We start from the raw sequence: 24,140 nt of genomic DNA on the forward strand, positions 1-24,140 counted from the left end.
CATGCCTACTATCGATCTGAGCCAGCTGCCTGCGCCAACCGTGGTGGAAACGCTGGACTATGAAACGCTGCTTGCCGAACGCAAAGCCACCTTGATTTCGCTCTATCCTGCCGATGAGCAGGCGTCGGTTGCCCGGGTGCTGGCGCTGGAGTCCGACCCGCTGGTGAAACTCCTGCAGGAGAATGCTTACCGGGAGATCATCCTGCGCCAGCGCGTTAACGAAGCGGCCAAGGCGGTGATGGTTGCCTGGGCCAGCGGCAGCGATCTGGACCAGTTGGGTGCCAACAACGGCGTACTACGCCTGGTACTGACGCCGGCAGATAACACGGTTACGCCGCCTGTGGAGGCGGTGATGGAGCGGGATGAAGATTTTCGCGCCCGCATTGCCGCCGCGTTTGAAGGGCTGAGCGTCGCGGGCCCATCGGGTGCCTATGAATTTCATGCCCGCAGCGCTGACGGGCGCGTGGCGGATGCTTCTGCTATCAGTCCCTCTCCGGCCAGCGTCACCGTTACGGTGCTGTCCCGTGAAGGTAATGGCACGGCGGGCACAGACCTGCTGGCGATCGTGGATGCCGCGCTGAATGAGGAAGATGTTCGCCCGGTTGCCGATCGGGTCACCGTGCAGTCGGCACAGATTGTGGATTACCGCGTCGAGGCCACGCTGTACCTCTATCCGGGGCCAGAAGCCGAACCTATTCGTGCCGCTTCAGAGGCAAAACTGCAGGCATTCGTGAACACCCAGGCACGTTTAGGGCGCGATATTCGCAAGTCTGCGCTGTATGCCGCGCTGCATGTTGAAGGCGTGCAGCGCGTCGAACTGGCGCAGCCGGTGGCCGATGTGGTGCTGGATAAAACCCAGGCCGCGTTCTGCACCGGCTACCAGATCACGGTAGGAGGGTCCGATGAGTAAACGCCTGCTGCCAACGGGTTCATCAGCCCTGGAAGTTGCCGCGGCTGAAGCCTGTGCAGCGCTGGAGTCCATTCCGGTTCCGCTGCGCAGATTATGGAATGCACAGACCTGCCCGGTAGAGCTACTGCCTTATCTGGCATGGGCCTGGTCAGTGGATCGTTGGGATTCGGGCTGGAGCGAAAGTACCAAACGCAGCGTGGTGGCTGCATCGGAATACATCCATAAACACAAAGGGACCATTGGCTCTTTGCGCCGTGTGGTGGAGCCGCTTGGTTATCTGATTCGCATTAAAGAATGGTGGCAAACCAATGAAGCGCCCGGCACCTTTCGCATTGATGTCGGCGTGCTGGACAACGGCATTACCGAAGCGATGTACAACGAGCTGGAACGGCTGATTGCTGATGCCAAACCGGTCAGCCGTCATTTGATTGGCCTGTCCATCAATCTGGATTCTACGGGGACTATACCCGTAGCGGTTGCCAGCTACAGCGGCGACGAGTTAACCGTTTATCCCTATACACCTGAAGTTATCACCGCAGGCGGTTCCGGTTACACCGGCGCAGCGGTCCATCTTATTGACCTGACGGAAGTGAGAGCATGACAACGAAATATTTTGCCCTACTGACCAATCAGGGCGCGGCAAAGCTGGCCAATGCCGCAGCCCTGGGTACCCAACTGCAGATTACCCAAATGGCGGTGGGTGATGGCGGCGGCACTTTGCCAACGCCGGACCCTGCGCAGACCAAACTGGTTGGCGAAAAACGCCGTGCTGCGCTGAATTCACTGAAGGTGGATGCCGTGAACAGCAGCCAGATTATCGCTGAACAGATTATCCCTGAAGGCGAAGGCGGCTTCTGGATTCGCGAGATTGGTCTCTATGACGCCGATGGCGTAATGGTTGCCGTCGCGAACTGCGCGGAAACCTACAAGCCACAGCTGCAGGAAGGCAGTGGCCGTACTCAGACCGTGCGCATGATTCTGATTGTGAACAGCACCAGTGCCGTCACGTTGAAGATTGATCCTTCGGTTGTGCTCGCCACGCGCCAGTATGTGGATGACAACGTCATCGAGGTGAAAGCCTACACTGACGACGTGATGAAGAAGCACGTCGATACGGCCAATCCTCATAGCCAGTATCTGCAAACGGCTAAAGCGCTGGCAGAAATTAAAGATGCGGGGCTGGTGGCGGAGGTTCTCAAAAACCTCGGTTTGGGAGAAGGCTCCGCTTTGCCGGTTGGCGTACCTGTTCCCTGGCCATCTGAAGTACCGCCATCAGGCTGGTTAACCTGTAATGGTGACGCTTTTAGCGCAGCTGATTACCCGCTCCTGGCAAAGGCATATCCATCGCTTAGATTACCGGATTTGCGTGGGGAGTTTATTCGTGGTTGGGATGCTGGTCGAGGCGTTGATAGTGGAAGAAATATTCTCTCTTATCAGCAAGGTTCAGTTGTGGTCGGTGATGATGGTGTAAGTACAAATACACTCGTCACAATAAATAATTTAACTGATAAGGCTAAATGGGGCTACGATAATACACAGTTACCAAGCATCTCAGGTATGTATGTGGCAATGACGCCAGCTACAAATGATTATTCATCTAACACTTTTCCTGTGGGTGTTTATGGCATAAGTCGCCCAAGAAACCTGGCATTTAATTATATTGTGAGAGCAGCATAATGAATGATACAAAAAAAATTTTTGACGAAAACGAATTAGCCACCTCAGAAACCATTTTAGAAGTATTTAATTATGACGCTATTTATAGAGAATACACAAATACGTCAAAGGAATATATTGCAAAAGGATTGAGTGTTCCTGCATTTTCTACAGTCAAGTCTCCGCCCCCAAAAAAAACAGGAAAAACTTGCATATATAAGGATAATGAATGGTGCTTGGTTGATGACCATCGTGGTGAGGTTATATATAGCATTCATACTCATGATGAAATAACAATAAATGAACTGGGATCTTACCCTAAGAACACTACGAATTTGAAACCCAATACAAAATTTGATGTATGGGACGGTAATGCATGGATAACCGATAAGCGCGCTCAGCATGAAGCCGAATTGGACGCCAGCGAACAGAAGCGAAAAGTATTGTTGGCTAACGCAAAAACACAGATTGACCTCTGGCAGTCTGAACTGCAGTTAGGCATGCTAATAGACAAAGATAAGGTCAGCCTGATCGACTGGCTGAACTATATCAGGAAATTAAAAGAAGTTAAAATTACTGACGCCCCAGATATCACATGGCCTGTGCCACCGGAGGCACCGGCCAACTGACGTCAGGAGCCGTCGAAACATCGACGGCTTTTACTGCTGATATGTAGGACATCCATGCTGATAATTGTGATTTATCATTATCGCTAATATCCCCAAGCAACATTTTAATCCGCCAGTCGGATTTCGTCTTTTCAATATCGTCTAAAATACTTCGCCGATGCTTCTGAGCGTTAGCAATATCGGCTTCATGCTTAGTCGCCAGATCTTCGATCTAACTATCACTATTCCATTTATCATATTGAGAAGCTGGCTTTTTGGGAGTTACACTTTTTAGATATTCACCTAACTCTGTTATGGTAAACGTTCTCGCCTCGATGATCGAAAATATACTCCCAAGCGAGAAGGTTTTTAGTTCTGCAAACAACCATGCCATTTTTTTATCTAAGGGCGCATCGATGCATGAATTAGCAGGAAGTCCTACTCCTACAGCCATAGTTTCGGTAGTAGTTGAGAGATACTCACGTGAAATACAATCAAAGTTATAAACGATAATTTCACCAGAATTAACCGCCAATAAATCTTCATCTAAATCGATTTTTTTCATTATGCAGCTCTCACAATATAGTTAAATGCAATGTTGCGTGGGCGAGTTTCATTGCCACCTCTGCTACCTGTAGTGATAACTGAGTCATATGATGAACTGTCGCCACCTGCCGGAGTCCAGTAATTTTGCCCATAACTTCCATTCATATAAAGTTCATGATTGTGCTCTCTGAAATCATCATCCTGCATAGTTAATAATGCGCGCCCACTATCGACGCCTCGACCATCATCCCATCCACGAATAAACTCACCCCGTAAATCTGGTAATTTAAGCGATGGATAAGCTTTCGCCAGGAGCGGGTAATCAGCTGCGCTAAAAACGGCACCATTACATTTTAACCAGCCTGATGGTGGTATTTCAGACGGCCAGGGAACAGGCACCCCAACCGGCAAAGCGGAGCCTTCTCCCAAACCGAGGTTTTTATCCAAATGCAATTGTTGATAAAAAGCCTGGAGCATCCTAAAAACCTCGGTTTAAATGAAATGCTTTTGGGACGATTGTTGAAAGTAAATCTTTTCAGCCAAAGTACGACTTACGTTAAGCCGGCTGCTCGATTGCTAAAAATAATCGTTACGGGCGGAGGTGGCGGTGGCGGTGGTACTGTCGCCGTTGGAACAAATCAGGGGGCTGTGGGTTCAGGTGGTGGAGCAGGCGGCACCGCAATCTCCTGGTATTCAGTTGATGAGCTCGAATTTCCCATATTGATAACGGTTGGTAGAGGCGGTTCAGGCGGAGTAGGAAGTAATGAGCCGCAATCAGGACAAAGCAGTAGTTTTGGACGATATCTTTCCGCATCAAGCGGTGCCAGAGCTGCGAGCGGAACTGCATTTAACTATGGAGAGAATCGCCTGCTTTCAAATGGTGGAGGTGGACAGGGTTATGGCGGTAATCATATGAACGTTAAAGGCTCTGCAGGAACTCCTGCTATAACCTTAAGCTCGGGCTATGAGAGTGGAGGCGGTGGGGCATCGTATTTTTGTGCGGGCGGGAATCCCATCGCTGCCGGCTCAGCTTTTTCCGGTGATCCAGGCGCATTAGGTTCAGGAGGAGGCGGAGGATTTTCCGTAAGTAATTCATCTGCTCAGACTGGTGGGAATGGAGGCGATGGATTGATTATCATTGAGGAATATGCATGAAAACGTATGCAAGAATTGAAAAAAATATAGTTAAAGAACTATTTTCCACTGAGGAGAAAATCACAAAGCTTTTCCATCCCGATATGCAGTGGGTGGATATTACAGCAAGCGGGGTGAAAATATGTGAAGGCTGGAGTTATATAAATAACACATTCATTCCGGAAAAAAAGATTAACATCATATAATTAAAAACCCGCATATGCGGGTTTTTTTTGAAAGCCAAACACTATTAATCGCTTAAAAAATGCATTAACAAAAAATCATGAAGCCGTAGGTAAACTCAACATTTACAGTAAATCAGCTTAAAGGAAACAGGCTTAGAATTCTAACTCATTGTTAAAAAATAACTTTAACTAATAAATTATTTTTTCCTTCGCTAATGGATAGATCATGCTGAACTCTTTATCTTGATAAAATAAACCATCAGCTTTATTTAAAAACATACCTGGCTGGCAAAAAACACCACTTTCAATTTTCACCATAGTGAAGCCGGATATGTCAAATTCATCGTCCCTGATAATAATATTTTCGACATAATTACTACCTGTTTGAATAAGTGCGAAATTAGCCATCTGTTACCACTCCACTATGAGGAAACCGGGCTGACCTACAGCACCGTTACCATTGATGCCAGTAGATCCACCTGCGCCGCCAGCACCAAAACCGTCTCCAATGTAACCATTTTGGCCTCCAGCACTGCCATTGCTTGAAGATCGCACTGACCCTCCGCCTCCACCGAATGGACAAGATGCGCCTGCACCGCTATTCCCCGTTCCAATTACTAAGAGAGTTTTGTTACTGTCTCCTGTACCATCTCCGCCGCAGCTCCCCCGAGGGTAACCTGCACCACCAGCCCCGCCGTATTGTGCTGAACCACCGCCACCAGGGTCTCCGCCGTTTCCAGCGTTAAGCGTCAAGTAACTTCCAAAAACGGTATTGCCGCCGGTTCCTCCTGACTTACCATCTGAGTTATATGTAGTAGTGCCACCAATGCCACCCGCCCCGATAATCACATCAACTATCTCTCCAGATTTAACGGTTATGGCGCGCTTGATAACTGACTGCCCAGCACCACCACCTCCAGCTCCACCGCCAAATTCACTGGTGCTGGTTCGGCAACCGCCGCCACCGCCGCCGCCGCCGCCAGCACATCCGGATAGATAAATAGTCGTTACACCATCAGGCACCTGGAACTTACCGCTACTGATGAATTGTTTAACGCCTCGAGAACGCGAAATCTCATTTTGGACTGCTTCTACAAAACCGAGGTTTCCGCGAAACAAACCCCTGGCCCCTGTAACCTGCACAATGGCAAACTCCTCACCTTTTACCGGAGAAAAAACGATGCTGATTGGCTATGTCAGGGTGTCAACAAATGACCAAAACACCGATTTGCAACGGAATGCGCTGCAGAGCGCAAATTGTGAACAGATTTTTGAGGATAAAATCAGCGGCAAGACCAGTGAACGGCCTGGTTTAAAGCGGGCGCTGCGGACGTTAAAAGAGGGCGATACTTTGGTGGTGTGGAAGCTCGATCGACTGGGTCGCAGCATGCGTCATCTCGTTATGCTCACCGAAGAGTTGCGCGAACGCGGGGTAAACTTCCGTAGCCTGACGGACAGTATCGATACCAGCACACCGATGGGCCGCTTTTTCTTTCATGTGATGGGCGCACTGGCGGAGATGGAGCGCGAATTGATTGTCGAGCGAACGCGTGCCGGGCTGACCGCAGCGCGTGAAAAAGGGCGCATTGGTGGCCGGCGGCGCATTATGACACCGGAAGTCGTTGCCAGAGCGGAACGCATGATGGCGAATGGCGCCACGCTTCATCAGGTTGCGCTGGTATTAGATGTCTCACCCAAAACAATTTATCGTTATATTCCAGCGCCAAAACAGCACCATTTACGCGGTTCTTCTTACTGAACGATCAGCAAACCGCAATCGAATGCATCCTTCCCACTGACCTGACAATCTGAGCACACCCTCAACACGGAGTGCTACAGATGTCTGATTTTCATCACGGTGTCCGCGTCGTCGAAGTCAATGACGGTACACGCACCATTTCAACAGTTTCAACCGCCATTGTTGGCATGATCTGCACCGCAGAAGATGCTGATGCAACGGCGTTTCCTCTTAACACACCTGTCCTGCTGACCAACGTGCAGGCAGCCGTCGGTAAAGCCGGTACAAAAGGCACCTTAGCGGCAGCGCTGCAGGCGATTGCTGACCAGGCGAAGCCGGTTACTGTCGTGGTTCGCGTTGCAGAAGGCGCGAGCCAGGCTGAAACCACCTCTAACCTGATTGGCTCGACGGATGCGAACGGTAAATACACCGGCATGAAGGCGCTGCTGAGCGCGCAAACGCAACTGGGTGTTAAACCCCGCATTCTCGGCGTCCCAGGCCTGGACTCGCTGGAAGTGGCGACAGCGCTGGCCAGCATTGCCCAGCAGCTGCGTGGCTTTGCCTACGTGTCTGCCTGGAACAGCAAAACCATCTCGGATGCCATGAAGTACCGCGAAAACTTCAGCCAGCGCGAGCTGATGGTGATCTGGCCAGACTTTATGGCCTGGAACACCGCCACGAACAAATCTGAAATGGCTTATGCCACTGCACGTGCACTGGGCCTGCGCGCCAAAATTGACAACGACACCGGCTGGCATAAAACCCTGTCCAACGTGGGCGTCAATGGCGTAACCGGTATCTCCGCAGACGTTTTCTGGGACCTGCAACAGACCGGCACCGATGCCGATCTGCTGAACGAAAAGTGTGTGACCACGCTGATTCGCAAAGACGGTTTCCGTTTCTGGGGCAACCGTACCTGCAGCGACGATCCACTTTTTGCCTTTGAAAACTACACCCGCACGGCACAGGTGCTGGCCGATACCATGGCCGAAGCGCACATGTGGGCCAACGACAAACCGCTGACGCCGGTGCTGGTGCGCGAAATCATCGCTGGCATCAATGCCAAGTTCCGCGAGCTGGTCAGTGCTGGTTATCTGCTGGGCGCAAACTGCTGGTACGACGACAGCGCGAACGATAAAGAGACCCTGAAGGCGGGCAAACTGTTTATCGATTACGACTACACACCGGTGCCGCCGCTGGAAGATCTGACCCTGCGTCAGCGCATCACCGACACCTATCTGGCGAACTTCGCCGCATCCGTAAACAGCTAAGGAGCCGGATAAATGGCACTGCCACGTAAACTTAAGGGGTTGAACCTCTTCAATGATTCGAACAGCTACCAGGGCATCGTCACCGCCGTGACGCTGCCGAAGCTGTCACGCAAGCTGGATACCTACCGCGCTGGCGGTATGAACGGTGCGGCGTTCATCGATAATGGCCTGGACGATGCCGCGCTCGATATGGAATGGACGCTGGGCGGGATGGATGAGCTGGTGTTAAGCCAGTGGGGCGCAACCGCCAACGTACCGCTGCGTTTCACCGGTTCTTACCAGCGCGATGACACCGGCGAAGAAATTGCCGTGGAAATCGAAGTGCGCGGTAAGCACCAGGCCTTTGATTTCGGTGAAGCCAAACAGGGCGAAAACGCTGAGACCAAAGTCACCAGTAAAAACACCTATTTCAAACTGACCTGGAATGGCAAAGAGCTGATCGAAGTCGACACCGTCAACATGGTGGAGAAGGTCAACGGCGTCGATCGCCTGGAACAGCGTCGTAAAAATCTCGGCCTGGTGTAATAAAAAAGGCCGGCGCGTCCTGCGCTGGCCCTCTTTATCCTGATGGAGAAAAAATGGAACAGCTTGATAAACCAGAACTGAAAGAAAACCTGGTGGTGCTGGAAAGCCCGATTTCACGTGGTGATGTGGTGATCAGCCAGGTTGAGCTGGTGAAACCAACGGCAGGATCGCTGCGTGGCGTGCGACTGGCCGACCTGGCCTCGTCTGACGTGGATGCCCTGTTAATGGTGCTGCCCCGTATCACCCTGCCGTCGCTGACCAAAGCGGAGTGCAACGCGCTCGATCCGGTGGACCTGATTGCCCTGGGCGGCAAGGTGATTGGTTTTTTGTCAGCGAAATCGGCTGGGTAAGCTGGCCCCGCGATCTAACGGTCAATGACCTGATGGCCGACATTGCCAGCGTTTTTCACTGGCCACCCTCAGAAATGTATCTCATGTCGCTGGAAGAGTTACTCGACTGGCGGCATAAAGTGATGATCCGCAGTGGAGTAACCTCTGATGAGTAACACGCTCAAGCTGCAAGTGCTGCTGGAGGCGGTTGATCGGGCCACGCGCCCGTTCAATGCCGTGCGTAAAGAAACAGAAAGGCTGTCTGCGGATATCCAGGAAACGCAAGACCGTCTGGCAGAACTTAACGCCAAATCCGCGCAGATTGAAGGGTTCCGTGATACCCGAAAAGAACTGACGCTGACCCAACAAAATCTTAAAAACACCCGGGCAGAAGCGGCAGCACTCGCCATTGAACTGAAAAACACCAAGAACCCCACCGTTGAACAAGCACAGGCGCTGGAGAAACTGCGCCTGTCTGCCAACGCGTTACAACAAAAGAACATTCAGCTGCGCCAGTCGGTGCAGGATCAGCGCCAGTCGCTGAATGACGCCGGGATTTCCACGCGTCGTCTGAGCAGCGAGCGCCAGAAGCTGAACCAACAAACAGAGCGGACCCAATCCACCCTTGATGCGCAGGGCGAGTCGATGGGGTTGCTGAATCAGCGCCAGGATAAGCTCAATCGTACCCGGGATCGTTACCGCGCCGGCATGGCGCTGGCGGATAACGTGCAAGGTGCCAGCAACAAGGCCAAAGACTTCGTCGAGAAGGGCCGCAAGGTTATCGATTATCTGTCACCTGCCGATGCGAATAACGGTAAGGATCAGGCGGCATCCCTGTCTGTTAATCCGAACAACAGCGGTGCGCAACCGGATATCGCTGAGCTGAATAAGGCGATGGCCAGCATCGGCCCGGTGGCAAAACAAGCCGGCGTCAGCGTCGGTCAGGCGTCGGCGATGATCGGCGTGCTGGCCGAAAACGGCATGACGGGCAGCGCTGCGGGCGCAGGCGTCGGTGCGATGTTGTCGCACGTGCAGGCACCTGATGACAATGCAGACAGCGCACTGAAAGCGTTGAATGTTGTTACCGCAGACAGCGAGGGCAACAGTCAGCCGATTTTCACGGTGCTCAGCCAGGTGCAGACGGCGTTTGAGAAAAACAAAATCGATGCAGCCCAGCAGGCAACCTATCTGCAGGCCATCTTTGGCGAACAGGGCGCGGCTCCTGCCGCTGTGCTTATGAAAGGTGCCGCCAGTGGACGTCTGGATCAACTGTCTCAGGCGCCGGCGGCTCAGCAGCCGGTTGATGACTCTGTTGACACCAACCTGCAAACCATCAGTCAGGACGGCTTATCCGTACAGTCCGTTCTGACCGGCGTGATGAATATCAATCCCCAGCTTTCGGACAGCCTGCTGACGCTGGCGGCCAGTGGACTGACGTTGGTGGACTCACTCGCCAGCGTGGGGAATATTGTCTGGCCGGTCATTAGCGGGTTGAGCACCATCATGGCGGGCGCTGAACTGCTGGGCGGTGCGTTTGCCATCATCGGTGGCGCGATTACGGCGACGCTGGGCGCAATTACGCTGCCGGTTGTGCTGCTTGGCGCGGCTATCGCGGCGGGCGCGATGCTGGTTTATCAGTACTGGGAACCGATCAGCGCCTTTATCAGCGGCATTGCTCAGGGCTTCAGTGCGGCGATGGGGCCAATAAGTGACGCGTTCGCGCCGCTGAAGCCGGTATTTGACTGGTTCAGCAACAAAGTCTCTGAGCTGGGCTCCTGGTTCTCAAAGCTGCTGGAACCGGTGAAGTTTTCTCAGCAGGAACTGGCCTCGGCAGGGGAGATGGGACAGCGCTTCGGCAATATGCTGGCGACGGCACTCAAATTACCCGGCGAAGCCCTGAATCAGCTGCGGGGCGGCATTGACTGGGTGCTCGGCAAGCTTGGCATCATCGATGAGAAATCTGACAAGGTGAAAGACAAGCTGCCTCCGCCCAAAATGCGCGAACAGGACGACGAGGATGAGGACAACGCGGATGCCCGTCCGGCCGCATCGCGCGCCAGCCTGAACAGCACGCTCAATCAGCCTTTGCCCTCGGTTAACAGTTCAAACGTGGATAACCGGCAGCACACGGTCACCAACAATATCAATGTGACGGGCGACCCACAGGCGATTGGACAGGCCGTCGCGCAGGCTTCCACGGTATCGCCGTGGTCCACGGCTGATCGCAGCTATAACTCCATGTTTAGTCTGGATTAATTAACCATGATGATGATATTAGGCATGATGCCGTTTGTACGGCAAACCCTGCCCTTCGACAATTTGCAGCATGACATTACCTACCGCTGGGCGAAAAACAGCCGCGTGGGCCGCCGTGAGTCGACTCAGTTTTTGGGCGGCGGCGACGATAAAATCAAGCTGTCTGGCGAACTCAGGCCTGAAATCACCGGCGGCAATGTCACCCTGTTGGCACTGAAGACCATGGCCGATGAAGGGCTGGCGTGGCCGCTGATTGGCGGCAATGGCATTATTTACGGCATGTTTGTTGTGACGGATTTCTCGGCCACGCATACCGAATTCTACAGCGACGGCAGCGCGCGCAAGATAGGCTTTACCCTCAACCTGCTGCGGGTAGACGATTCACTAACCAGTATGTTCGGGGACTTAAAAAGGCAGGCGGAAGAACTGCAAAACCGGGCCAGCGACGCAGCGCAACGGGTCGGCTCTGTCATCAACAGCGCCGCCTCTGCGCTGAACGGAGGGCGCTGAGATGAGCGATATCGTCCCGATTCCCGTGCCCCTGCGCGTTGCGCCTACGCCGGACTTTAGTATCAAAATTGAGACGAAGGATAAAACGGAAGATATTCGCCCACGGCTGATTTCTCTGAAGTTGACGGATAACCGTGGTCTGGAGGTCGATCAGCTGGACCTGGTGCTGGACGACAGTGACGGCCAGTTGGTCATGCCGCCCTTTGGCGCGAAAGTGGTCTTAGAGATAGGCTGGAAGGGGCAGCCGCTTGCAAATAAAGGCTCCTACATCATTGATCAGGTCACCTACCAGGGCGCGCCGGACACGATAACGGTGGTCGCCCGAAGCGCCGATTTTAGCGGTTCGCTCGATGTTAAAATCACTGATTCATATCCGGACATGACGGTTGGCGAGGCTGTGGAGAAAATCGCGAAACGTAACGGACTTACCTCCGACGTGCGGCCGGAGATAGCCAAAAAAAAGATTAAGCATATCGATCAGACGCAGGAAACGGACGGCACGTTCATTACCCGGCTGGCTATGCTGGTTGGCGCTGTGGCGGCGATAAAAGATAAGACGCTGCTGTTCTTTGCCCCCGGGCATGGCGTGACAGCGAGCGGAAAGCCGATTCCACTCCTGAATCTGAACCGACAGGATGGCGATAAGTATGAGTACAAATTGTTTAAGCGCGACGATTACAGTGGCGTTGAAGCAAAATGGTACGATCAGAAAAAAGCGCAGCAGAAAGGGGTAACCGTCAACACGATACCGCCAGCAACACCGGCGGTGAACCCTGTCCATCCGGCGGCCAAAAATATCCCCACTATCGGGCAACAAGATCCGGGAAAAACCTATGTTTTTGGCAGCAATAAGAAGCTGTTCGTACTGAATACGCACTTCAATAGCCAGGGGGAAGCAGAGGAGGCGGCTAAAGCGAAGTGGCAGGAACTGCAACGTAACCGGGCTACGTTGAAGATCCTACTCGCGCTGGGTGCTGCTGAGCTGATTCCTGAAACACCGGTCAAAGCCCAGGGCTTTAAATCGGTCATCGATAATCAAAAATGGCTGATTACTAATATCGTGCATACCCTCGATAAAAGTGGATTTACCACCCAGTTGAACCTGGAGCTGATGATTGAAAACGTGGATTACGTCTTAGTGGAAAAACAAGCTGGTTAGATTTAGTCTAATTTTAGTTGCTTTTTGTTTAGTCTTTGGCTAATGTTGCACTATGCCAGAGAGGAGAACGACTATGATGCATTGCCCAAAATGTCAGACCGCCGCCCATACGAAAAGCAGTCGCTACGTTTCGAAAGAGACGAAAGAACGTTATCACCAGTGCCAGAACATTAACTGCAGCTGTACCTTTAAAACCCTGGAGAGCGTGTCCGGGATTATCGTCGAACCGGCGCAGATCAATACGGTGCCGGTGATGGCGAAAGGGAGCGATAACCCGTCACCGCAGCTGCTGTAAGCCCAACCCGCGAAAGCGGGTTTTTTTATGGATGCGGGTTGGGTGGGATGGCTGACAGACGTGGCTGAAGGCCAGCGCGCCGTTGACGTTTAAGGGGGCGACAGCGCCCTCTGGGAGTGCTGTTAATAACTGTACGGCGGGTGGGGCGCGCGGGCCCTTGGGGACAGTGGCAATAACTGTACGGGAATGAAAAGATTTCAGGAATGGCAGCACGACAAAATATATTTTCAGTGAATGAAGATGAATCGTGGCGGTATTTTCGGCAGAAGAAAACTCAGGGTTATAAAGCATTTTGGCACTGAGAGTGAGCCCACAGTGAGATTTTAAATTTTGCATGCGAATTCCCTTCTTCCCTGCGGAAGAAGGGAAGGGTTCAAAATCAGTGAACGATATGTGTAAATTTGCTCTCAATCATCACCAGCCCCGACTCTGTTCGCACAAAGCGCGGCGTGGTTAAGTCATCAGTCATGATGTTAACCATCTGAAATAACAAGCCGGTGATATGTTTTTGCAAGTCTGCCGGGGCCTGCTGATTCAGCAATACTAACGTTAACGCGCTGCAATATTGCCGCATCTCTTCCGAGTCTATCGAATCCCTGCTGCGACAGGCTTTGTCATCACCTTTCTCCAGCGTGAGGCATTTAATCAGTTGTTCTGGCAGTGGCTTGTCTAACAGAACTTTCAAGACTTCCAGTGCAGCGAGCAGACGACCGCACAGCGCCATGCGATCTGCAATATCATTACATTCAACCAAGGCATCGACATAGCGCACGCACGTATCCAGCACCTGAAAGAGATCGTGCGTGGTGCCGAGCGGCGTTTTCAAGAGGTTTGAGATCGCAGATTCGATAACTGGCTGAATGTCCACGATTTGATGATGGGCGGTTGTGTTACTATCGGTATTAGCCATAGCGTTGTTTCCTTAAAGCTGAACGTTGTGGTCAGACGCTCCGGTATGTGTTGCATCACTGCCGGGGCGTTGCTCTCATAAAAGACCTCATGATAGTGTGGTCTTTTGCAAGACTTAAAATGAGGGAATAGGTCAATACATGTCAATAATAATGCGTGAAAAAAAACCAAAAGGTGGAGGCAAGTCCCCACAATTTCAAATGCGCATTGATCCCGCCTTGAAAAAACAGCTCGATGCTGTTGCAACTGAAGAAGGAATTAGTCTGGCAAACTGGTTGAAAAACCTGGCGAGGGAGGCATTAAAGGCAAGGGGAATTGAGCCGAAGGGATAAATTTGTGCGTGAAATGTTGAGTTAATTATATGTGTGGTAAATGAAAAAAGCTAAATTTCGCTATTGTGAAGTTTTTAATGTGGCCATTACAAGTTTGATAAAATAGCTGAGGCTTTGATGGAGTTGTGAGTAAATGAAGCTTTTTATTGTATGGTTACTGCAATCTTTTTTCTATCTTGTACCAATCATAGTCAGTGTTGTTGGTGCTTATTTTATTGTGCGATTTGTTCAATTTTACCCATTGGGGTTTGTGGTTGCCTGGGTCGGTATTGTTGCTTATTTTTATATAAGATATAGTAAGTGGGTTTAACCTCAACCGTATAATATTCTTCATGGGGATTTTCAAAATACCATGAAATTTTAATAGTTATCTGTAATATGATGTTCAGTGAATCGGGCCTTACCCATATTGACTTGCTCAAAGTAAATAATCAGCATGTAAGATCTTTATAAATGAATGAAAAATCTAAGCTGCGTGCTTACAGGATTAGCTATGAGATAACATTCAAATACAATAAGATTGTCTGAAAGAAGAACGGATGATGATAATGGACGAGACAGAAAAAGCAGTATTCGATCTTGTTGAGACCTACAATGGCCGCAGCATATTTACCTTTAAGCGGTATCCGCTCAAACATAACACCGATCTTAATGAAGATTTTCGAATGGACCCGTTAGATGCCTATGATTTACTGGAAGAATTCACAGGGAAATTTTCAATTAACCCAGATGAAATCAATTTCACTCGCTATTTTCCCGAAGATAATGGCAAAGCAGAAAAGGCGTTGACCATTCAATTACTGATTGACTCGGCACGAGCAGGTCACTGGACGGATGAAGAAAAATTAAAAACAGAAAATACCTTACCCTCAAACTCAGACAGGAAAATAATGAAAAAGGGAAAAAATAAGACGATTTATATTTTAGCAGTCATTATATGTTTTCTGATTCTTCCGGAAATAGTGGTTCGTACACTAACCCCTGAACAGCTCGTCAGACTCAGCGATTTCACAAGTCTGGGCGGGATTTTTAGCCACCTCCTTTCGTTAATGATTTTTCTCGGTATAGCATCGATTTTGCTGGGTATTGCCGCTATCTATCTGGCAAAAAAAATCTACCGATATTTAGTCAGATTAAAAAAATAACAGATCCGCTATGCGTGCTTCCCGCTTTACGAATGTACTCAGGGCAGGAATGTACTCAGGGCAGGATTGTGGTAAAGCTAAAACGTTGAGCGAAAGTAGTCCGGAGAGCTTAAAGGATCTATGGACCTGTTTTACAGTGGTTGGTCTGCGCAAACTTATTGGGTCAACGTGAGAATAGTAAAGCGTGCCATTCTTAGCCTAACAGGAGGAGTAACAGGAGCGTAGCTATCCTGAGCCATGTTTTTCTCCGATATGCGGATTTAGCCTGAGACATAATCCCGGTATTATCTTTAACCAGGTTGGCCCTTTTTATCATTTTCACTGATTTTCGTGGTGGGATACATCACCAATACATAAGCCCCGATTCCGCAGATCAGTACAGCGAGAGGTCCTACGATCCGCATGACACCTTCATTCATAAAGCCTGTATAGAACATACCAAATACAGTTGCTGTCAAAACCAGTGTTCCCACTATCTCGGAAACAAATTTGAATGACAGTTTAAAGATTCTCGATAGCACGTAATAACGCCTCCGTTCTGTTGGGCTCTTTCCGCAACATTCTTCCATTTCTATCAGGTGCTTCAAAGGTTCTTCAAAAAGGAAGTAGAGTATATCGTAATTATGTATACGTAGCTTCTGCCACAGTGTCGTTACGCTGAAAATCGACCCGTCCGTGGTGCTGGCAACGCGGCAGGCTGTGGATAACGCGTTAACTGAGGTAAAGGCGTGTACCGACAAGGCGCAGGCGCACATGTTGCCGCCGATAATTCCCATAAGCAGTACCTGCAAACGGCCAACGCGCTGGTGGAAATCAAAGACGCGGGACTGGTAGCCGACGCCCTTAAAAATCTCAGCCTGAACAATGGCGTTAAGCATGGCGTTGCAATAGCGGCAGATATGATGGCGGGGGTGGATAAGCTGTTGAGCGTTGATGCCGTTATGCGTCTTTTCAACAAGCGAGCCTTAGCGGGCAACGACTATATCCGCATTGCCGACGAGACATGGCGGACGCTGTGTAATGGCCAGGCGGCAGGAAAATCGCCCCGGAGAGCGAGAAAGCGCTGCTGGAGTAACAGAGAACCTACCGCGTGAAGCTGAACCGCTTCGAGACCTCAGCGGCAACGGATATCAGCTGGCCGGAAAAGCCTGAACAGGAAAATCCCCGTTACAGCGGGGACTATCAGTAAAAATTTTAGAGGCGGGAAGGCTTAATTTTGCCATTCAATCATATCATCCAGCCGTTTTAAAATGTCGGGGAAGTAGCTCTCGTTGATGCCGAAATCGCCTTTAACCTGAACGCTGTCAGCATGCGCTTCAGGACGAAGGTCATATTCAATCATTACACCATCGTCGCCGACGTCACAGTGCCTGTGGCGGCCTCAGCCCGGAACAATTTGAAAACCAGAATCTCGCTTAGGATTGTGTCCACATTACGTGGGTAAGAGCAAAGAACGTTATAACCAGTGCCAGAACATTAATTGCAGTTGTACCTTTAAGTCGCATGAGACTGTGTCAGAAATTATTATGTCACCAGGTAAAGTTAAAGCCGTTCCGCCACATCCAGGCAGAGGCCAGCAGCAGCCCCTATGGTTATGATCGTAATGAAGCCCGGTTAGCGGGTTTTTTTACAAGCAATGAGTCTGACTGCTTAAGTGTGAATGTGTTTTTCTTAGTTGGCCTCATCTTTCTTGGGAATATCATTATCTCTTGTTTTATCATCAGTGATCTTGCAAATAGGTCTGTAGTGAAGACTTGAGATCTTCTTCCTGTCTTTTACTGGCTTTCTCTCTGCTCGCTCTCCCGATATTACAGGCCAATTGGAAAGAAATTCTGAAAGTGTTTCCAGAAAATGATGCATTTACATCTTCCTCCATTTTCTTCAGTCTATAAACCCGAGCTATTTTAGCATGGAGCTATTATTCACTGCGTTGAATTACAAGGAGGAGGTATTCATGGTTACAGGATTACCAGCGAGTGAAGAACCCGGTCGCTACTACACTTTTCAGTCACGATTACCACACGGCGAATTCTTTGAAATTCGCCCACGATTTCTGCCTCATGGTGCGAAGCCTATTGTTGATGATGAAACCGGTATGTGTATCGGCTACTCAGTATCTCAGGCTCCAGGGTTGTGGCAGGTTTATGATACGGAAGGAAATTTTTTTCGGCTTGAAGAGGCACCGTTAGAGTCTCCCCTCATTGACCCAACCGATTTGGTGTTGCTGGCGGCAGGAGCATTTCGTATTTTTCTTGCCGGGAGAGCTTTACTACAGAGTGGAGTTCGTGCAGCCGTAACTGTAAATCTTAGCCATGCCACGATCAGCCTCTTGCGCGGAAGGCTAAAAATAGGCCTTTCGGCTCGCTCTTTGAAGATGACGGAAAGCGCAGCAAAGCACATGTATGAACCTGGTCGATATGTGCCTTTACAGATACAGGAAAAAGCCATTCGATATGGAACACGTATGCCAGACCCACTTAGAAAACCAGGGCTTTTCAGATATGAAACCCGTATGTACCGGCTGGTAGAAGATAAACAAAAAAAAGGAAGTTATTTCTATAAACCCTACCGGCTTGAAGTTCTGGTAAGAGAAAAAGACTGGACTATTATGCACTTTCAGTACATGCCTTAAAGGTGAACGGATGATCGATATACAGAGCGGAACCCTACATCTCAAGTTAACCCCTTATGAAAGGATACCTGAGCCTGAAGAAGCGGCATATGACCGGATCATGGTCTGGGTTGAGTTTTCTGTTCCTTCGCTTAAAACTGAATTCCGTGCGGAGTTTGCTGCGGGCCAGCTTGAGATATTTCGGGATGATTTAAAAAAGCTGCATCAGTCGCTGATATTTCAACAGAAGAATTCGGATGTCGTTCTTAGCTGTCTGTTTAAGCAGGTCGAGTTGACATTCATACAGTCAGATTCGGGTAATGCTGTAGGCGTAAACATGGTGCTAAGGCCTGAGGATCATGCTGATAGTGTCATGCTTACAGACTTTTTTGGACTGGATGAAAGTTACTTCCCTGCGATTTTGTTTGGACTGGATGAAATCATAAACTGGTCAACCTGATACGTTCAGATAACACAGTTACTTTATACATTTCTAAAGATTTTCCGCTTTGTTGAGCCGCTGTGTGCGGGCTGCTCTGAGTGAACAGCAATGGCACAATTAGAATGTCGAGAAAATCCACCGCCATTTTATCGCCACTTAAAAGCAAAAAACAAAAAAGCCACCCTTGCGGGGTGGCTTAACTTCATGATTTTCATCACTAAATCTGGTGGCCCCTGCTGGGTTTGAACCAGCGACCAAGCGATTATGAGTCGCCTGCTCTAACCACTGAGCTAAGGGGCCAATGGAGCGGGGATTATAAAGTATCTGTCCGGGGCAATCCAGCGTTGATCGGCTGGTTGCTGAAATAAGCAGCAATGTTTTACTTGCTGATAACTATGATAAAACAGACAAAAACCTCTGGCTGACAGGCGGCGACATAACCGGCACTGTTATCCTTAATTGTCTTTCCCTGCTTAACAGTGAAAAAAGCCAACCCAAACCACGACGCTGCCCGCCAAATGCGCTTTAATCAGTGACAAGACGATGACTAACAAGGACCCTTTGCGTGAGCGACAGTGGGGCGCGCAGGCGCAAAGCCAGGAGGCAACATGAGCGAACACAATATTAGCGATATCATTGCATCAGATCTGAACGTGCTGTTTTGCGGCATCAATCCCGGTCAGTCGACGGCGCACACCGGCTATCACTTTGCCCATCCCGGCAACCGCTTCTGGAAGGTGATTCATCTGGCAGGATTTACCGAGCAGCAGCTGAAGCCGGAAGAGGAGCAGCGCTTACTGGAAACCGGCTGCGGCATCACGATGCTGGTCGAACGGCCAACCATCCAGGCGAATGAACTGGCCAGTGATGAGCTGCGTGATGGTGGTCAGCGGCTGATGGATAAGGTGCTGCGTTATCAGCCTGCTGCCTTGGCTATCCTGGGCAAAGATGCCTTTAAACGCGCGTTCCGTCAGAGCAAGGTGGAATGGGGCGAGCAGCCGATCTACATGGGGAAAACCCAGGTTTGGGTGTTGCCGAATCCGAGTGGGTTAAATCGTGCATCGCTGGAAGAGATCGTGGCGATGTATCGTCAGATGTACGATGCGCTGAAGACACGAGGCTGAAGATAACGCGTGAAAAGTGGGGCAGGGCGGCAGAAATAAAAAACCCCGGCGAACCGGGGTTTTAACTGACTTAATCGTCGAGGAAGCTGCGCAGCACTTCCGAGCGGCTCGGATGGCGCAGTTTACGCAGGGCTTTCGCTTCAATCTGACGGATACGCTCACGGGTAACGTCAAACTGTTTGCCCACTTCTTCTAACGTGTGGTCGGTGTTCATATCGATGCCGAAACGCATGCGCAGCACTTTGGCTTCACGCGCGGTCAGGCCAGCCAGCACGTCGTGGGTGGCAGAACGCAGGCTCTCAGAGGTGGCAGAGTCCAGCGGCAGCTCCAGCGTGGTGTCTTCGATAAAATCACCCAGATGTGAATCTTCATCATCACCAATCGGCGTCTCCATAGAGATAGGCTCTTTGGCAATCTTCAGCACCTTGCGGATCTTATCCTCTGGCATCAGCATGCGCTCAGCCAGTTCTTCTGGCGTTGGCTCACGGCCCATCTCTTGCAGCATCTGGCGCGAGATACGGTTGAGTTTGTTGATGGTCTCAATCATATGCACCGGAATACGGATGGTACGCGCCTGGTCAGCGATAGAACGGGTGATAGCCTGACGAATCCACCATGTGGCATAAGTTGAGAATTTATAGCCGCGACGGTATTCAAACTTATCAACCGCTTTCATCAGGCCGATGTTACCTTCCTGAATCAGATCGAGGAACTGCAAACCACGGTTGGTGTATTTCTTCGCGATGGAAATCACCAGACGCAGGTTAGCTTCGACCATCTCTTTCTTGGCACGACGCGCTTTCGCTTCACCAATCGACATACGACGGTTGATGTCTTTAACCTGCTCGATGGTCAGGCCGGTTTCTTCTTCAATCTGCGCCAGTTTCTGCAGAGAGCGCATCACATCATCCTGCACGTCCAGCAGTTTTTCAGACCAGGGCTTGTTCATTGCCAGTGCAGCTTTGAACCAGCTCTCGTTGGTCTCGTTACCGGTGAACAGCGTAATGAAGTTTTTCTTAGGCATTTTGCACACTTCAATACACAGCTTCATGATCAAACGTTCCTGAGTACGGACGCGTTCCATCATTTCACGCATGTTGTTCACCAGGTAGTCGAACTGCTTCGGTACCAGGCGGAACTGCTTAAAGACGTCAGATAAGTTCTGGATCTCGGCAACAGAGGCAGCGTGGCTGCGTCCTTTGCTTTTGATCACATCACGGGTGGTTTCGTACTGGGTGCGCAGGTCAGAGAACTTCTCGCGTGCCAGTTCGGGATCGATAGAGTTATCGTCATCCGAGCTGTCATCATCGCTCTCTTCATCTTCTTCATCGTCGTTATTACGATCGGCTTCAGACAGCTCAGAACCGACGTGCGTTGCGGTCGGTGCCAGGTCTTCTTCTGCGTTAGGATCAACAAAGCCAGTGATTAAATCTGACAGGCGCGACTCACCTGCTTCAACGCGATCGTACTGATCCAGCAGGTAGGTAATGGCTTCCGGATATTCAGCGACGGAGCACTGAACCTGGTTGATACCGTCTTCAATACGCTTGGCAATGTCGATTTCGCCTTCGCGGGTCAGCAGTTCAACGGTACCCATTTCACGCATATACATGCGAACCGGGTCAGTGGTGCGGCCAATTTCAGATTCAACGCTGGATAATACCTGAGCGGCAGCTTCCGCGGCATCTTCGTCAGTATCGGAGCTGTTTTCATTCAGCATCAGATCGTCGGCGTCCGGGGCTTCTTCAACCACCTGGATGCCCATGTCGTTAATCATCTGGATGATGTCTTCGATCTGATCGGAGTCGACGATATCTTCCGGCAGATGGTCATTGACCTCAGCATAGGTCAGATAGCCTTGCTCCTTACCACGGGTGACAAGAAGCTTGAGCTGTGACTGCGGGTTTTGCTCCATAAGACGGTATCCACACTTCTGTTAATTAGATTGGTGTCGGTCGGCAGCGTGCCAACAATAGCAGTGAAGGCCTTTATTCTTGCCGCTGCCTTCGTCGCGGCCTGGGCTTTGCCCATTAGTAATCGGCACTTAAGCCGCAAATTTTATGTCGGGCCTGGCTTACTCGCCATTTTTGTCTCTGGACGTGCTCGTCATCCTCACGTACTTCAGTACGCTCCGGTGACTGCGCGCTTGCAGAAACAAAACTTGCTTCGCCGCCGACGGCCCGAGGGCGGAAGCTGGCTTACTCGCCATTGTTGCTTCCGGAAGTGCTCGTCATCCTCACGTACCTGAGTACGCTCCGGTGACTGTGCGCTTGCAGAAACAAAACTTGCTTCGCCGCCGACGGCCCGAGGGCGGAAGCTGGCTTACTCGCCATTTTTGTCTCTGGAAGTGCTCGTCATCCTCACGTACTTGAGTACGCTCCGGTGACTGCGCGCTTGCAGAAACAAAACTTGCTTCGCCGCCGACGGCCCGAGGGCGGAAGCTGGCTTACTCGCCATGTTTGCTTCTGGACGTGCTCGTCATCCTCACGTACTTCAGTACGCTCCGGTGACTGTGCGCTTGCAGAAACAAAACTTGCTTCGCCCATCAAATTTTTAAGCCTGCCGCTTCGGTTACAGGAAGCAGCAGGCTGGATAATGCATCATTTCTTCGCGAAGGCCTGGCTCAGTGTCCAGAGTTCGCGGCGCTCGTCGCTACTCAGCCCGTGCGTGCGTTCACGCGCAATCAGGAACTCCAGTCGTTCTTCCAGTGCCGAGTCATAAATGCTCGCAAGGGAGTCCTGAAATACCGCTTCGCTTTCCTCATCCACTATCATGTGGTTCCAAACGGCCAGTGTTTCAAGCGTCTGGCTAAAATTTGTTCCGCGATATAACTCTAGTAGCTGACCTGTGGTCAATCCAGGATTCTCGTTACAACGCGTCACTAATTCGATAAATAGCGGTAAACCGGCCATTTTCGACTCGGAAAGCCCATCCAGAGACGGCACCAGTGTTGCCAACTGCGGATTCTGGATCAGCAGCGCCACTAATACACGCATCGTGGTGCGTTTGAGTGGCGGGGCCACCGGTGCGCTTCCGCCCGGTGCCTGCTTTGGCATCAGCTTTTCAAGCTGAGAGTCATCCAGAATACCTAATTTGTTACCCAGCTCCTGACGCAGATAAATGCGCAGTGTTTCACCGGGAATCTGTGTGATCAACGGCAGCGCCAACGTACTTAAACGTGCTTTGCCGTCGCGAGAGCTCAAATCTACCTGAGGTAGCAGGCTGTCAAAAAGAAACGAAGAGAGCGGCATCGCCTGCTCCATCCTCGCCTCAAATGCGGCTTTACCCTCCTGGCGAACCAGCGTATCCGGGTCTTCGCCATCGGGTAGAAACATAAAGCGTAGCTGACGACCGTCATTCATGTAAGGCAATGCTGTTTCAAGTGCACGCCATGCGGCTTCACGTCCGGCACGATCGCCGTCATAACAGCAAATCACGTTGTCCGTACTGCGAAACAGCAGCTGAATATGTTCAGCTGTCGTGGATGTCCCCAGCGATGCCACCGCGTAATCCACGCCGAACTGCGCCAGGGCAACCACATCCATATAACCTTCAACCACCAACAAGCGTTTAGGTTCAGGATGATTTTTTAACGCTTCATACAGACCGTAAAGTTGACGGCCTTTATGAAAAACAGGCGTTTCAGGTGAGTTCAGATACTTAGGCGTATCATTACCCAGCACGCGGCCGCCAAAGCCGATGACGCGGCCTCGCTTATCGCGAATCGGAAACATCACGCGCTCGCGAAAGCGGTCATAAACCCGGCCTTTGTCATTACTGACCAGCATGCCTGCTTCCATCAACGACTCGCGATCTTCAGGCTGTTTGCCAAAGCGTTTCAGGACGTTGTCCCAACCGGCGGGCGCATAGCCAATCGCAAAATGGTTGATGATGTCGGCGCTCAGACCGCGATGCTCAAGATAATCGCGAGCTGACTGGGCGCTGGATTGCTGCAAACTCTGCTGATAAAACCCGTTCAGGTTTTCCATCAGTTGGTACAGGCTCTGGCGCTGATGGCGTTCCATCGGGCTTGGCCCGTTGCCGGCTTCGTAAGGTACGTCTAAACCATGGGATGTGGCTAACTCTTCGATGCTCTCAACAAACTCAAGCCGATCATAGTTCATCAGAAAATCGATGGCGTTACCGTGAGCGCCGCATCCAAAGCAGTGATAAAACTGCTTTTCGCCATTTACGGTGAAAGAGGGCGTTTTCTCATTATGAAAAGGACAGCACGCGTGATAATTTTTTCCCTGCTTTTTCAGCTTAACGCGAGCATCGATTAACTCCACGATGTCCGTGCGGGCAAGTAAGTCATTGATAAATACGCGTGGAATTCGTCCTGCCATAAGCCCCGTTTTTTCAGCTCATAAACGACAACAAGCCGCGCTTCCTTTCGGAAAGCACGGCCTTTTACTTGACTCGGTCTGCGTTTATCACGCTGTGGAGGCGAACCTC

31 protein-coding genes, 1 tRNA gene and 1 pseudogene are annotated in these 24,140 nt (G+C 50.8%); 23 read left to right on the plus strand and 10 right to left on the minus strand.

Annotated features, from left to right (window positions below; genetic code table 11):
* Nucleotide 1 precedes the first annotated feature (1 nt).
* The 4 genes from FBY13_RS19780 to FBY13_RS19795 are packed head-to-tail and all read left to right on the plus strand — an operon-like array spanning nt 2 to nt 3,195.
* Nucleotides 2–910 carry a baseplate assembly protein gene (locus FBY13_RS19780; RefSeq protein ID WP_063877292.1) on the plus strand — a complete coding sequence of 303 codons (909 nt, stop codon included), beginning with the start codon at nt 2–4 and terminating at the stop codon, nt 908–910.
* Nucleotides 903–1,511, plus strand: coding sequence for a phage tail protein I (locus FBY13_RS19785; protein WP_145394948.1), 609 nt, complete (start codon nt 903–905; stop codon nt 1,509–1,511). The genes FBY13_RS19780 and FBY13_RS19785 overlap by 8 nt, the downstream gene beginning before the upstream one ends.
* Complete coding sequence (locus FBY13_RS19790) at nt 1,508–2,587, plus strand: phage tail protein (RefSeq protein WP_145394949.1); 1,080 nt, start codon at nt 1,508–1,510, stop codon at nt 2,585–2,587. The genes FBY13_RS19785 and FBY13_RS19790 overlap by 4 nt, the downstream gene beginning before the upstream one ends.
* On the plus strand, nt 2,587–3,195 hold the full coding sequence (locus FBY13_RS19795; RefSeq protein ID WP_145394950.1) for a tail fiber assembly protein: 609 nt from the start codon (nt 2,587–2,589) through the stop codon (nt 3,193–3,195). The genes FBY13_RS19790 and FBY13_RS19795 overlap by 1 nt, the downstream gene beginning before the upstream one ends.
* On the opposite strand, the gene FBY13_RS19800 is transcribed toward FBY13_RS19795, so the two are convergent.
* The 3 genes from FBY13_RS19800 to FBY13_RS19810 are packed head-to-tail and all read right to left on the minus strand — an operon-like array spanning nt 3,158 to nt 4,197.
* Nucleotides 3,158–3,406, minus strand: a complete 249-nt coding sequence (locus tag FBY13_RS19800) for a tail fiber assembly protein (protein ID WP_145395015.1) — start codon at nt 3,404–3,406, stop codon at nt 3,158–3,160. The genes FBY13_RS19795 and FBY13_RS19800 overlap by 38 nt on opposite strands.
* Nucleotides 3,407–3,739 (minus strand): hypothetical protein, encoded by a 333-nt coding sequence (locus tag FBY13_RS19805; RefSeq protein ID WP_145394951.1) that lies wholly within the window; start codon nt 3,737–3,739, stop codon nt 3,407–3,409.
* Nucleotides 3,739–4,197, minus strand: a complete 459-nt coding sequence (locus FBY13_RS19810) for a phage tail protein (protein WP_145394952.1) — start codon at nt 4,195–4,197, stop codon at nt 3,739–3,741. Before FBY13_RS19810 ends, FBY13_RS19805 begins: the two co-directional genes overlap by 1 nt.
* Between FBY13_RS19810 and FBY13_RS19815 the strand changes: the two genes are divergently transcribed.
* Nucleotides 4,168–4,875, plus strand: coding sequence for a hypothetical protein (locus tag FBY13_RS19815; RefSeq protein WP_145394953.1), 708 nt, complete (start codon nt 4,168–4,170; stop codon nt 4,873–4,875). The genes FBY13_RS19810 and FBY13_RS19815 overlap by 30 nt on opposite strands.
* Nucleotides 4,872–5,060, plus strand: a complete 189-nt coding sequence (locus FBY13_RS19820; protein ID WP_145394954.1) for a hypothetical protein — start codon at nt 4,872–4,874, stop codon at nt 5,058–5,060. Before FBY13_RS19815 ends, FBY13_RS19820 begins: the two co-directional genes overlap by 4 nt.
* 168 nt (nt 5,061–5,228) lie before the next feature.
* On the opposite strand, the gene FBY13_RS19825 is transcribed toward FBY13_RS19820, so the two are convergent.
* Nucleotides 5,229–5,447 carry a hypothetical protein gene (locus FBY13_RS19825; protein WP_145394955.1) on the minus strand — a complete coding sequence of 73 codons (219 nt, stop codon included), beginning with the start codon at nt 5,445–5,447 and terminating at the stop codon, nt 5,229–5,231.
* Between the two features lie 772 nt (nt 5,448–6,219).
* Between FBY13_RS19825 and FBY13_RS19835 the strand changes: the two genes are divergently transcribed.
* The 9 genes from FBY13_RS19835 (at nt 6,220) to FBY13_RS19875 (ending at nt 13,122) form a co-directional block, all read left to right on the plus strand.
* A complete protein-coding gene (locus tag FBY13_RS19835) occupies nt 6,220–6,798 on the plus strand; it encodes a recombinase family protein (RefSeq protein WP_028722820.1) in 579 nt (192 codons plus the stop codon).
* Between the two features lie 80 nt (nt 6,799–6,878).
* Complete coding sequence (locus FBY13_RS19840) at nt 6,879–8,048, plus strand: phage tail sheath protein (protein ID WP_063881029.1); 1,170 nt, start codon at nt 6,879–6,881, stop codon at nt 8,046–8,048.
* Nucleotides 8,049–8,060: 12 nt separating this feature from the next.
* Nucleotides 8,061–8,573 carry a phage major tail tube protein gene (locus tag FBY13_RS19845; RefSeq protein ID WP_063881028.1) on the plus strand — a complete coding sequence of 171 codons (513 nt, stop codon included), beginning with the start codon at nt 8,061–8,063 and terminating at the stop codon, nt 8,571–8,573.
* A gap of 53 nt (nt 8,574–8,626) precedes the next feature.
* The gene (locus tag FBY13_RS19850) at nt 8,627–8,923 is read left to right on the plus strand and encodes a phage tail assembly protein (RefSeq protein ID WP_109716888.1); all 297 of its coding nucleotides are present in this window, start codon (nt 8,627–8,629) and stop codon (nt 8,921–8,923) included.
* A 32-nt stretch (nt 8,924–8,955) separates the two neighbouring features.
* Complete coding sequence (locus tag FBY13_RS19855; RefSeq protein ID WP_063881026.1) at nt 8,956–9,078, plus strand: GpE family phage tail protein; 123 nt, start codon at nt 8,956–8,958, stop codon at nt 9,076–9,078.
* Nucleotides 9,071–11,158: a phage tail tape measure protein gene (locus FBY13_RS19860; protein WP_145394957.1), complete on the plus strand. Its 2,088-nt coding sequence runs from the start codon at nt 9,071–9,073 to the stop codon at nt 11,156–11,158. The genes FBY13_RS19855 and FBY13_RS19860 overlap by 8 nt, the downstream gene beginning before the upstream one ends.
* Before the next feature lie 6 nt (nt 11,159–11,164).
* Complete coding sequence (locus tag FBY13_RS19865) at nt 11,165–11,668, plus strand: phage tail protein (protein ID WP_145394958.1); 504 nt, start codon at nt 11,165–11,167, stop codon at nt 11,666–11,668.
* A 1-nt stretch (nt 11,669) separates the two neighbouring features.
* Nucleotides 11,670–12,827 (plus strand): contractile injection system protein, VgrG/Pvc8 family, encoded by a 1,158-nt coding sequence (locus tag FBY13_RS19870; RefSeq protein ID WP_145394959.1) that lies wholly within the window; start codon nt 11,670–11,672, stop codon nt 12,825–12,827.
* 73 nt (nt 12,828–12,900) lie between these two features.
* Entirely contained in the window at nt 12,901–13,122 is a 222-nt protein-coding gene (locus tag FBY13_RS19875; RefSeq protein WP_063881022.1) for an ogr/Delta-like zinc finger family protein, read from the plus strand.
* Between the two features lie 379 nt (nt 13,123–13,501).
* On the opposite strand, the gene FBY13_RS19880 is transcribed toward FBY13_RS19875, so the two are convergent.
* Nucleotides 13,502–14,032, minus strand: a complete 531-nt coding sequence (locus FBY13_RS19880; RefSeq protein WP_145394960.1) for a hypothetical protein — start codon at nt 14,030–14,032, stop codon at nt 13,502–13,504.
* A 139-nt stretch (nt 14,033–14,171) separates the two neighbouring features.
* Between FBY13_RS19880 and FBY13_RS19885 the strand changes: the two genes are divergently transcribed.
* The 4 genes and pseudogenes from FBY13_RS19885 to FBY13_RS23930 all read left to right on the plus strand — a co-directional run bounded on the left by FBY13_RS19885 (nt 14,172) and on the right by FBY13_RS23930 (nt 16,697).
* The gene (locus FBY13_RS19885) at nt 14,172–14,363 is read left to right on the plus strand and encodes a toxin-antitoxin system HicB family antitoxin (protein WP_145394961.1); all 192 of its coding nucleotides are present in this window, start codon (nt 14,172–14,174) and stop codon (nt 14,361–14,363) included.
* Nucleotides 14,364–14,905: 542 nt separating this feature from the next.
* Nucleotides 14,906–15,199 (plus strand): annotated as a pseudogene (locus FBY13_RS19890) (DUF1493 family protein); the annotation flags it as partial.
* Between the two features lie 1,037 nt (nt 15,200–16,236).
* Nucleotides 16,237–16,602, plus strand: a complete 366-nt coding sequence (locus FBY13_RS19900) for a hypothetical protein (protein WP_145394962.1) — start codon at nt 16,237–16,239, stop codon at nt 16,600–16,602.
* The gene (locus FBY13_RS23930) at nt 16,599–16,697 is read left to right on the plus strand and encodes a tail fiber assembly protein (protein ID WP_145394963.1); all 99 of its coding nucleotides are present in this window, start codon (nt 16,599–16,601) and stop codon (nt 16,695–16,697) included. Before FBY13_RS19900 ends, FBY13_RS23930 begins: the two co-directional genes overlap by 4 nt.
* Before the next feature lie 21 nt (nt 16,698–16,718).
* On the opposite strand, the gene FBY13_RS23795 is transcribed toward FBY13_RS23930, so the two are convergent.
* A complete protein-coding gene (locus FBY13_RS23795; protein ID WP_255474512.1) occupies nt 16,719–16,850 on the minus strand; it encodes a hypothetical protein in 132 nt (43 codons plus the stop codon).
* Between the two features lie 79 nt (nt 16,851–16,929).
* Between FBY13_RS23795 and FBY13_RS19910 the strand changes: the two genes are divergently transcribed.
* The gene (locus FBY13_RS19910) at nt 16,930–17,106 is read left to right on the plus strand and encodes an ogr/Delta-like zinc finger family protein (protein WP_145394964.1); all 177 of its coding nucleotides are present in this window, start codon (nt 16,930–16,932) and stop codon (nt 17,104–17,106) included.
* A 73-nt stretch (nt 17,107–17,179) separates the two neighbouring features.
* On the opposite strand, the gene FBY13_RS19915 is transcribed toward FBY13_RS19910, so the two are convergent.
* Entirely contained in the window at nt 17,180–17,368 is a 189-nt protein-coding gene (locus FBY13_RS19915; RefSeq protein ID WP_063881017.1) for a hypothetical protein, read from the minus strand.
* 94 nt (nt 17,369–17,462) lie between these two features.
* Here FBY13_RS19915 and FBY13_RS19920 point away from each other — a divergent pair, with 94 nt between their 5' ends.
* Together FBY13_RS19920 and FBY13_RS19925 are read left to right on the plus strand one after the other, a co-directional pair.
* Nucleotides 17,463–18,140, plus strand: a complete 678-nt coding sequence (locus FBY13_RS19920) for a hypothetical protein (protein WP_255474513.1) — start codon at nt 17,463–17,465, stop codon at nt 18,138–18,140.
* Between the two features lie 10 nt (nt 18,141–18,150).
* On the plus strand, nt 18,151–18,579 hold the full coding sequence (locus tag FBY13_RS19925; RefSeq protein ID WP_063881016.1) for a hypothetical protein: 429 nt from the start codon (nt 18,151–18,153) through the stop codon (nt 18,577–18,579).
* Nucleotides 18,580–18,785: 206 nt separating this feature from the next.
* Here the strand turns inward: FBY13_RS19925 and FBY13_RS19930 are convergent.
* Nucleotides 18,786–18,861, minus strand: a tRNA-Ile gene (locus FBY13_RS19930).
* Between the two features lie 308 nt (nt 18,862–19,169).
* On the opposite strand from FBY13_RS19930, the gene mug reads away from it, so the two are divergent.
* Nucleotides 19,170–19,685, plus strand: a complete 516-nt coding sequence (gene mug, locus FBY13_RS19935) for a G/U mismatch-specific DNA glycosylase (RefSeq protein ID WP_063880980.1) — start codon at nt 19,170–19,172, stop codon at nt 19,683–19,685.
* A 70-nt stretch (nt 19,686–19,755) separates the two neighbouring features.
* Here the strand turns inward: mug and rpoD are convergent, their stop codons facing one another.
* Nucleotides 19,756–21,600 carry an RNA polymerase sigma factor RpoD gene (rpoD, locus tag FBY13_RS19940; protein WP_063880979.1) on the minus strand — a complete coding sequence of 615 codons (1,845 nt, stop codon included), beginning with the start codon at nt 21,598–21,600 and terminating at the stop codon, nt 19,756–19,758.
* A gap of 685 nt (nt 21,601–22,285) precedes the next feature.
* Complete coding sequence (gene dnaG, locus FBY13_RS19945; protein WP_145394965.1) at nt 22,286–24,031, minus strand: DNA primase; 1,746 nt, start codon at nt 24,029–24,031, stop codon at nt 22,286–22,288.
* Nucleotides 24,032–24,140 lie beyond the last annotated feature (109 nt).

The organism is Pantoea sp. SJZ147, from assembly GCF_007828605.1.
Lineage (GTDB): Bacteria > Pseudomonadota > Gammaproteobacteria > Enterobacterales > Enterobacteriaceae > Pantoea > Pantoea allii.